The following is a 9,998-nucleotide window of genomic DNA, read 5'->3' as shown; positions in this document are numbered from 1 at the left end:
AATACCAAAACAATACCTTTAAGATACCCGGGGGGTATCGTGCGGGTATTAAAAAAGGTATTCCAAGGGTATAGTTTAGGTAGTCATCAGGTAGTGAAAAGGTAGTTGAATCTCAGACGAATGTCAGACTGTCCTATACTGGAATAAGTTTACAATGTGTCAAACTAGATCCGGCCTCTTCTCTTACTCTCCTGAAATTCACGAATCAGATCGGATTTGTAAAAACGATCACCGCCAATTTTTTTTATGGGATTGAGCCTGCCGTCCCTTAACCTTCGCAGGTAAGTACTTTCACTGATCTTGAGATAATCCACAACTTCCTGACGGGTCATCAATTTTTCTTCGAGTGCCGGGAGTTGGGTTGGGGAAATGGTGCGTGATAGATTCCTCAGCTCTGCCAAGATCTCCCGTTGGAGTTCTAGCATTTGCATTTCGAAGAGTGTCAGGTTTTCCATCACATTTCAAATTTGCGACAGAAAAATTGAATACCCTAAAAAAGGGCCGATATAAATTATTCCAAAACGATATAAATTATTCCGAGCTTGGAATAAATTATTCCAAACGAAAAAAAGAGCCACTAACACACTCTTAAAGGGGTATTTCGAAAAAAATTTGGACTTGTTGGTTAGACGAGCAAATAGTGGGCTTTAAAGGAATTTTTTCGTTTGAAGGGGGATAAAAATCAGAAAAAATGAACAAATTTCCCGTTCATCCTCCTATAAATAGCAAAGATGGATGGGTAAAATGCGTAAAACTTCGGAAAATCTTTTTTGAATCGGTTTGACAATGTTAAATCAAAAGCAGGAGATAAATTCATATATCTTTGAGAACGGAGGCTACCATCCAGTAAACCTCCGTTTAACTAACTATTACTACCAACCTAAATTTCAATTTAAAGTAGGGTTTAAAGCTTTAAAGAACACTTATTAAAGCTCATAATTTTCTTACATCATTAATTTGGTCAATGAGCAACTTTGCCTTACCTCCATCAGGGCGTTGGGCGGAAAATGCAAACACCTTACCTTCGCGATCAATTAACATGAGTGTTGGGTAGGCATTTGTGACGTATTTCTTGATAAATGGATCATCAGATCCATTTAAGGTTCGAAGATAAATTGTTTTATCTCCCGAATAATGAGCGCCAGGCCGTTGATAGCTCAGCTTCGGGTCTCTTTTGGCATCCTTAGTAATGCTATTTTTCCACATCCGCTTATCCTTATCAATTGAAATGCTGAGAAAAACCACATCATCCTTTCCTTCGAAGTGAGGCTCAACTTTATCGCGCATGGCTTTAGCAACACTAACGCATCCTCCACATCCGGTAAACCAAATATCTACAAATACAACCTTTCCTCGGAAATCCGAAAGCCGTACATGGTTCCCCTCAACATCTTCCATGGTGAAATCATAAGTCAGCTGCCCTTTTGAGAAATCGTCACGGAAACGTTTTACAACCGCATACATTGTCGGATCTTGTAATTCCGTAAGTGCTGTTGCGAGACGCTCCTCCACTTGTACCTGTCCAAACACTTTTAGCATATCTGAACAATTCATTACAATCAGTTTATCTTTCAACAATCCTTTTTTAAGATTCAGAACCGCTTCAAATAGATCATTCTTTGAAGCTTGCTGAGTTTCAACACCGTCTCCATGGGCATTATATAAAAGGTAGCTCTGTTCAACTTTAAAGCGTTGTTGCCAAAACAATGGATAAGACTTAGACAAACCTAAAACTTCTGTTGATAGCTGTTCAAGTAAAGGAAGGGCTTTCGCCTTGACTTGTTCCTTGTAAATATTGAGGTAGATCCTCCGAATAGTTGGGTCTTTGTACGAGTTAAATAATGAAGCTGAGGAGTATCTATAGTATTGGCAATGCCCAATGATATCTGCCTGCAGTACCTGATAAGCCATCGGAGAAATTCTTCCATGATATTTCTTCAAAATATTAATTCCAAACTGCTGCAAATCGTCATAATAGCTTATGCGCTTTATTGTCGACAGCGAGTCTCCTCTAAAGCTTTGAAAAGATTTGGGTCTATTCTGGCTATATTTAAATTCGTTTAAGTATTTTATCTTTTCGGCCCCGGTCCCAGAAAAACTCATTTGTCCATGTTGTAGCACTACCTTTATATCATCACCGGGTTCTAATATAAAGTACGACCAGTTTAATACCGGAACACTGGCTGAAGTGGAAATATCGTCCATCTTGCCTTTTCTAAAAAAATACTCTTCTTTCCAAATAGTTTTTTGTCGATTACTTTTTAATGAAAAATATTGAAGTTTTTTATAAACAGGAATGCGTACACTAAAGGATCCGTCTTTAGCAACGATAATTTTTTGTTCTACCGGAGCAAAAGCCCTCTTATAACTGCTTGTCTCATCAAGACCTAATGCATTTACCCAATAACTCAAAGTAAGAGTGTCTCCTTCCAATCCATGCAATTGTCCTACTATTTTAGCATTTTCTACTGATTGCCGATCGTCGACATTTACTTGTGAGATTCCTACGCTCACATTTGAGATGATGACAAGCATGGGTAATGACAACTTAAAAATCTTCTTCATTGATGTTTTTTTTATATTCATTTTAATTTTTCCTCTACTATCTAACATTTTGTTCAATTCCCGTTAGTTCAATTTCAGCTTGCGGAATGGGGAATACATACCTGGGGTCATTCGGAGGTAACGTAAATATTTCTCCATCTTCAAATTTACGAATGAGGGTAACCGCGTAATCAGGATCTTTGTTTAATCGTCTCAAATCTACCCACCGAAGGCCAGTAAACACCAGCTCCTTTCGCCGCTCTGCAAGTATGATATTTAATGCTTCTCGCTGGCTGCTGGCGAGAAAAGGAACAAACGTCCCTGTCCTCCACCGAGTTTTCAGCAAAGTATTTAATGTGTTCATTGCGGCTGCCGTTTGGCCTAGGCGTGCTTCACATTCTGCTTTAATTAAGTAAACTTCGTTAGTGGCCAAGCCCGTAAAAGGATAAAACCTTCGACCACTATATTCCCCGCGATAAATCACTCTATTACCTTGCGGATAATAAAGTAAACTTTTCCGCAAATCATTTTGGCTATACGAACCATAAAGTATCGTATCTACACTGGATGCGCCGGTTGCATAGGGCAAAAAGGTGCCAGAAGACCCAGTGTAAGCATCCAGTAGTACTTCTTCATTAAAAGGTTGAAAAGTCTGAAAATTGCTAACGGGAACAACATCGTTATAGTTCATCAGGTTGTCTTTTAGAGCTAAGGAGGCCGTAGCAAACGACAGTGCTTGTTCATAATTACCCATCGTTAGATGGATTCGTGATAAAAGAGCATTACTTGACCACTTTGATGGCGTTGTGGGGTAAGCTGGGACGTTGTAGAGCAATTGATTGGCATTCGTCAAGTCGTCTAAAATTCGGTCATAGGTATCCTTAACTGAAGCACGGCCTAAAGCTTTTTCGGGATTGGGATCCAACCGCAACACGATACCAAGATCTGTTTCACTAGTTTTTGCGTCATAAGGAGCACTAAATAATTGTGAAAGCCAGTAAAAACTAAGTGCACGAAAAAACAAGCCGCAACCACGCGCATTTTTCCAGTCATCGCCATTTTTTTCAGACGCAGACAATTGATCTAGCCCATTTAAGGCCGCATTGGCATAAAAAACCGTCTGATACATATTTACCCATTCAGAGATATCGCTATTCAACTCGGAAGCCCAGATATAGGTATTACGTTCGCGATCTGATCTTGTATTCCAACCATTACGAGTAGTATAAAATTCGTCGGTGGCATAGATTGGATATAATCCATACACGTAATTTAACCGAGTTTGATAGTTTAAAATTGCTTGATAATCAGCTACTGATTTTGGGACGACCATGGACTTATCTGGCTTTTTTTCAAGCCAATCTTTTTCACAGGAAGTCATAAAGAGGATGGATATCAAGAACAAAAAATATTTTGCCACTTGACTGAATAAAAATGATTTTTTCATATTGATTATTTGATATCGTTAACTAAAAAGCTGTGCGTAAGCCGAAAGAATAGGTTGAAACTGTTGGGATTACTTGATTGTCTGGATCCAATCCAAACTTGTTTGCTCTCCATAATAATCCCAATTGGTTAGCAAAGAAATAAACCTGCAATCTGTTTGTTAGCAACCAACGAAAATTCTTTTTATTAAAATCATAAGAAAATCGTATATCCTGTAAGCGGATGTGATCCCCCTTAATGGCCGTTATTGAGGAATTGGCATAAATATCATCTCTTCTAGAGATATTTATAAAAGGAACATCCGGCATTGACGGAATATATGTATTTAGCTCATCTCCACTGTTTTGCCATCTCTTTGAATAATCTCCATGTTGAATTGCCCAATAATTAGCATCATTGTATCTCACCGTGTTTCTGCGGAAATAATAGCCCAACTTATAGGTAATATTAAAGGAGAGATTAAAATTCCTGAACGAAAACTCATTTCTGAAACCACCAAAAAAAACGGGGACAGCTGAACCATGAGAGACAAGATCTTCGATTTTGGTCTGATTGACAATCGCTGTATAATCTTCACTTTTTTTGCCATTTAGCATCCCCACTGGTGCTCCAGTAACCGGGTTGAGCCCTCCCCATAGATAGCTGTATAGGTTAAAAAGCGGGGCTCCTTCAATAGGATAAAGAAGTCCAGAAGCAGTTCCAGCACCGCTTTGTACAAGCTGGCTGGACGTAGGGTTCAAATCGTACTTGGCTATAAAGTCTTGAGCATACGAAAATAGGAACAAACTTGACCAACCGATTGCCCCTTTAGTATTGATTGTATTTAAAGTGATATCCACACCCTTCCCTCTCGTATTCGCTACATTGCGACGAACAGACCCTATCCCTGCACTAGGAGGAAACAATGGATCTCCGAAGATATCAAACCCCCGCTTCTGGAAATACTCTATACTACCCGAAATCCGATTGGCCTTTGTGGCAAAATCGACTGCCAGATTTAGCATTCGCACCCGTTCCCAACGTAGTGATGGATTAGCAGGGTTAGTAATAGTGGCATATCGGGCACCAGTACTAGATGATGTTAGGTAATAGGCGGTAAGAAATGCTGCAGCGCTATTTAATGTATTACCATTATAGCCGTATGTACCCCGAACTCTCAAATAGGGCAACCAGTCAAATTGGTAAAATTTCTCTTTACTGGCGTTCCAGCTAAGTCCTGCCGACCATAAGGGTATTCCACGTTGATTTGTTTCAACACCAAACAGATTAGATGCGTCCCACCGCGCACTAACAGACAGATTATACCGTTTATCGAAGGTGTAAGCGCCATTAAAAAAATAAGATAGGTAACGATTGTTAGTTCCTGAGATTGCTTGACCAACGCCCCCTCCTGTGGCGGCTTGAATTGTCCCGCTGCCAGACGGACGTTTTGGATAAGAAGAAAGGAAATCTACTGTTGTCCGAGTAGCCAGATCATCGTCGTACCCATAGAATTTATTGGCAGTGCGATCTGCAACTACTTCCCGGGCTTCCATACCACCTAAAGTAGCTATGGCATGCTTTTCACCGAAGCTTCGATTAAAGTTTAACTGGCCACGGAAAGAATTAGAAGAGAGAATCCTGTTATCCTGAAACATTGTACCGCCAACGGGAACGGGATAACGAATCGAACCGTCTTGATTAAATTGCGTAAATTGGTTAATCAGATTCCGTACCTCATAAACATTCACACTTTGATAGTTCCTGCCTTCGGTTAAAGAACGTTGATATTGATATTTTACCTCCGCATTCAAACCAGGTATAAACGTGTAATTACCACTGGTTTGCAGTCGAGTGTCATAAGTAGTCAATGTATTGTCGGCAAGATAGATCTCGTCTAATGGCCTATAGTGCCAATCCAATAAAGCAGGGTGCTGCGGGTTGCCCACCCAGCCTATTCGGTAATCTCTTGCAATAGGCAGGGCGTTCCCCATCTCATCTGCCAGCCTGGCGTATGGAGCCAATTGATAACCCCCAATTTGAGGTGTGATACTCTCGTGTCCCGGATTATTTGTTTGGTTAAATGCCTGGATGTAATTAACTCCGGCAGTGATCTCAAGGTTTTTAACTGGCCGGAACCGGTTAAGGGAATTCAGTGTAAAACGGGTATTGTAGTTTTCTCTCAACGCCGCTTGGTTTTTGTCGTATCCGCTGGAGAAATAGTATGAAACTTTATCCGTGCCTCCGTTTACGTTGAGAGCGTATTGCTGATTGATACTATTTCGATAAAAATAACGGTTAAAATCATCACGGACATCGGAATTCCTGAGTACATTCAACTGTCTTTCTGCTTCATGGGCAGAAATTTTGCCGTCACGCTGCTGGATAAAAACTTCTACCGCTTCTGGCAATACCGAATGTGCTGCCGAATTTTCTCGGGAGGTATAAAACCCCTGATCGAAAAGTGAACGCTCCAAATCGATAAATTCTGTTGAAGAAATGCGGGGTTCTGCATATAAGTCTGGTTTTTGGCCAATGGTCACGTTGTTGTTAAGCGAAACCTCCATCGGCTTGTTGCGTTTACCACTTTTGGTCACAACCACAACAACCCCATTACCTGCCCGTGCACCCCAAATGGAAGCCGCAGCAGCATCTTTCAGCACTGTGATACTCTCCACATCATTGGGATTAATATTGTCAATATTTCCATCAAAGGGAAAACCATCTACCACAATAAGCGGGGATGCGTTAGCGAAAATGGTGTTCCGACCGCGAATCGAAATGAGGTCTTGGTTTCCCCGGGCACCGCGATTGAATAGCATGCCACTAACTACTCCGTCCAGTCGATCCATTATGTTCGTAGACACCGCACGTTCAAATAGCTTATTATCAACTTGAACAAACGACCCTGTTGCCCTTTCTTTGGGTAAAGTCTGATACCCCGTATTATAACTTACCTTCACTTCCTCCAATTCCCCTGTACTAACAGTCATTCTTATTGTTCCTAAATCAGCTTTTACAGCCAACTCTTTAGTTTCATAACCAATAAAAGAAATAACAAGAACAGCTTTTTCATCTAAACTTGTGAATGAAAATTCTCCTTTTTCATTCGTGATAATCTTAAGTTCGGTTCCTTTAACAGTAACAGAAGCGCCAGCCAATGGCTGCCCATTTTCATCTACCAATCGTCCCTTGACATCAATATTTAAAAAATAATCTTTAACTTTTTGAAAAAATGAACGGTCTACTTTTTCCTTAACAACTATGGATTTATCGGTGATTGAGAAGTCCAGATTTTGTCCTTCGAGCATAATTTTAAGTGCATCTACCAACGGAACATCTGTAAGATTAAGCTTTATTGGTTTTGTTTTATTGAGTAATTCTGTTTCATAAAGAACAATATAACCTGTCTGCTTTCTTATTTCAATAAATGTCTTTTTCAAGGTTATGCTATTGCTTTTTAAGGTGATACGTTGCGCAAAACTCGCAGCGTTTACCTGCATCAAAAAGGCAGTCATAACAACAATGGTCAGATTAATTCGCATAAGCCATTTGTTTTTAGTGGTTCTATTGATCCCGAAAAGATCGGGACTCATAATTCTTTGGCATTGCTTAGATGGGACAGCAAAAACAGCCCATCTAAATAGCTGAATAAATTTCATAAATTTGTTTTGTGATGGTTTATGCAATACCTGCCTCTCGTCGAAAATTGTCAGGTAATTGCGTTAATAAATAATTGGCCAGAACATCCAGCCCCGGCCATTGGTCGGGGTTCTTTAAAAAGGCTATTCCATAACTGTAATTCTCCTTCCTTCAATTTTAAAGTGAATATTACCAGTTAATGTTAGTTTTTCAAGCACCTTCGATACGTTATCGTATCTGGAAACGCCACCTCCATACTGCTTATTTTTATCTATTTTGCTATCGTAAACCACCTCCACATCGTACCAGCGCTCCACCCGTTTCATGATGCTTGCCAATGATTCATCATCGAAAATGAACAACCCATTTTTCCAGGCCACAGCGTCATCAGCTACTACATTTATAACGGAAAAACTATCCCCTGCCAAAACCGCCTGTTGATTGGGTTGTAGGGTAAAATCCTTTGCCTTCGTTCCGGATGATGATACCCGTACGCTTCCCTCGAGTAAGGTGGTTTTCTCGGCGGTACCGTCATGGTACGACGAAACATTGAAGTGCGTACCCAATACCTCCACTAGCTGCTTTTCTGTTCTTACCACAAATGGATGCGCCTTATCCTTTGCCACTTCAAAATATCCCTCACCGGTTAAAGCTACCTGCCTTTTATCAAGCCTTGCAAAACTGGTAGGGTATTTTAAAGAGGATTCTGCATTTAAAAATACGAGGGTTCCATCAGGCAAGCGCACCTGGGCTTGTTCTCCCCGTGTAGTTGAAAGGGTATTATATTGGACTGCGCCATTGCGAGGAGACGAAGCAATCTCATAGATGATTTGTCCATCGGCGGTTTTGGAAATCTTTACGCCAGATTGGTTGGCGATGTTTCCTGTAAGCGCATCGTTGATCAGGATTTTTTGACCATTGGCAAGGGTAAGTGTTGCACCGCTCTTTCCTGGGGCAATATCATTTGCATAGGCTACCTTAGTAGTAGCTGTTTTCCTGCTTGGTTGATATAGGTAAAGACCGAGGCCAATAACGATTACGATTGACGCAGCGGCAGCTAGTTTATACCAAAGCTTAGCGGTTTTGGTCGTCACAGGTTCCACGTTTGCCTGGATACCAATCCACATATTATTCTTGGCTGCCATTAGCTTTTCATGGCTAATTGGTTCATCTTTACCAGCCGCCACTGCATTGTACCAATTTTCCAACAATAGCCTTTCTTCTTTGGAAGCCGTACCATCCGTGTATTTATCGTATAATTCCTTAAGTTGTATATCCTTTTTCATCACCAGAGATTTGTAGATTTGATGATAGGACGGTTAACTAGAACGAGCGTACTAGATAGGATTAAAATAAATTTAGGAAAACGATCAATCTTTGCTTATTTGCTCAAAAGCATAAAGATCACCATCGACGACACGCCGAGTTTGGTGCGTAAAATACTAAGTGCGTTACTAACCTGGTTGCGCACTGTGTGTTCAGAGATACCCAGCTGATCCCCAATTTCTTTATAAGAAAGATGCTGCTTACGGCTTAGTACAAAAACCTCCCGCATCTTTTCTGGCAGGGCTTGGATTTCCTGTTCGATGAGGAATGCCAACTCCTTTTCCACCAGCAGCTCATCTGGAGAAGATGCCCTGGAACCGAGAAACTCGACAAGCGAACGCTGGTAATCCTGCACTACTTTTTGATGGGTGATGTGGTCCAGGATACGATTTCTGACTGACCGGTACAGGTAAGAAGAGAGCTTTACTGTATAGTTGATCTCTGCCGCCTTTTTCCAAAGCTGGGTAAAAAGTTCCTGCACAATATCCTCCGCCTCCTGATCATTACGAAGCATCTTTCTTGCATGAAGATATAAAACCGTCCAATACCGATCGTAAATCTCAGTGAACGCAATCCGGTCGCCCTTCCTAATACAGGAAGCAAGCCCTTCGTCCCCTAAGTTTTGGTAATCGATCATGAATTTTGTGCGTTAAAACGGATTAAATTCTCCACAAGCGTACACAATATTTATATAGGATACAAAAATAACAGTCGGTATTTTCTATTTGTAAGACGTAATCGAGTAGGAAGATAGCCATTAGTTGGCTACCTGTCCTCTCACACCACCGTACGTACCGTTCGGTATACGGCGGTTTGTTAGAATAATGTTGTCTGTGCTCTCTTCTTCTTCCAATAGTAGGTATCCATGAAGCCTCGGTAGCCGCGGCGTTTAAGTTCTTCCAACGTGAGTGTTGTTGAAAGAATCCATCCCTGTGCCGCCCTGATATAACCCTTGCTGCTATGCGCCCACCTGTAGGCGTCCCGTTTAGAAGCCCCTAATTTAAGGAGCCCCTTTATTCTCGCAGACGCACGTTTCCATGCTTTCCACTGGTGCATTCGCA

6 protein-coding genes and 1 pseudogene are annotated in these 9,998 nt (G+C 41.0%); all 7 read right to left on the bottom strand.

The genetic code is table 11. From position 1 onward, the window contains the following. Positions 1 to 164: 164 nt before the first annotated feature. Positions 165 to 455, bottom strand: a complete 291-nt coding sequence (locus tag BM207_RS18955; protein ID WP_245768170.1) for a helix-turn-helix domain-containing protein — start codon at positions 453 to 455, stop codon at positions 165 to 167. A gap of 478 nt (positions 456 to 933) precedes the next feature. Continuing rightward, complete coding sequence (locus BM207_RS18950) at positions 934 to 2,565, bottom strand: peroxiredoxin family protein (RefSeq protein ID WP_177217177.1); 1,632 nt, start codon at positions 2,563 to 2,565, stop codon at positions 934 to 936. A gap of 37 nt (positions 2,566 to 2,602) precedes the next feature. Beyond that, positions 2,603 to 3,991, bottom strand: a complete 1,389-nt coding sequence (locus tag BM207_RS18945) for a RagB/SusD family nutrient uptake outer membrane protein (protein WP_090998316.1) — start codon at positions 3,989 to 3,991, stop codon at positions 2,603 to 2,605. 22 nt (positions 3,992 to 4,013) lie between these two features. Further along, on the bottom strand, positions 4,014 to 7,631 hold the full coding sequence (locus BM207_RS18940) for a SusC/RagA family TonB-linked outer membrane protein (protein WP_090998313.1): 3,618 nt from the start codon (positions 7,629 to 7,631) through the stop codon (positions 4,014 to 4,016). A 123-nt stretch (positions 7,632 to 7,754) separates the two neighbouring features. Next, positions 7,755 to 8,897, bottom strand: a complete 1,143-nt coding sequence (locus BM207_RS18935) for a FecR family protein (RefSeq protein WP_090998311.1) — start codon at positions 8,895 to 8,897, stop codon at positions 7,755 to 7,757. Positions 8,898 to 8,992: 95 nt separating this feature from the next. Further along, positions 8,993 to 9,574: an RNA polymerase sigma factor gene (locus tag BM207_RS18930; RefSeq protein WP_090998309.1), complete on the bottom strand. Its 582-nt coding sequence runs from the start codon at positions 9,572 to 9,574 to the stop codon at positions 8,993 to 8,995. A gap of 179 nt (positions 9,575 to 9,753) precedes the next feature. After that, positions 9,754 to 9,998 (bottom strand): annotated as a pseudogene (locus tag BM207_RS19230) (hypothetical protein); the annotation flags it as partial.

It is taken from the genome of Pedobacter insulae (genome assembly GCF_900113525.1).
Classification (GTDB): domain Bacteria; phylum Bacteroidota; class Bacteroidia; order Sphingobacteriales; family Sphingobacteriaceae; genus Pedobacter; species Pedobacter insulae.
The sequence above is the reverse complement of the archived record's forward strand: the minus strand, read 5'-3'. Positions and strand labels throughout refer to the sequence as shown.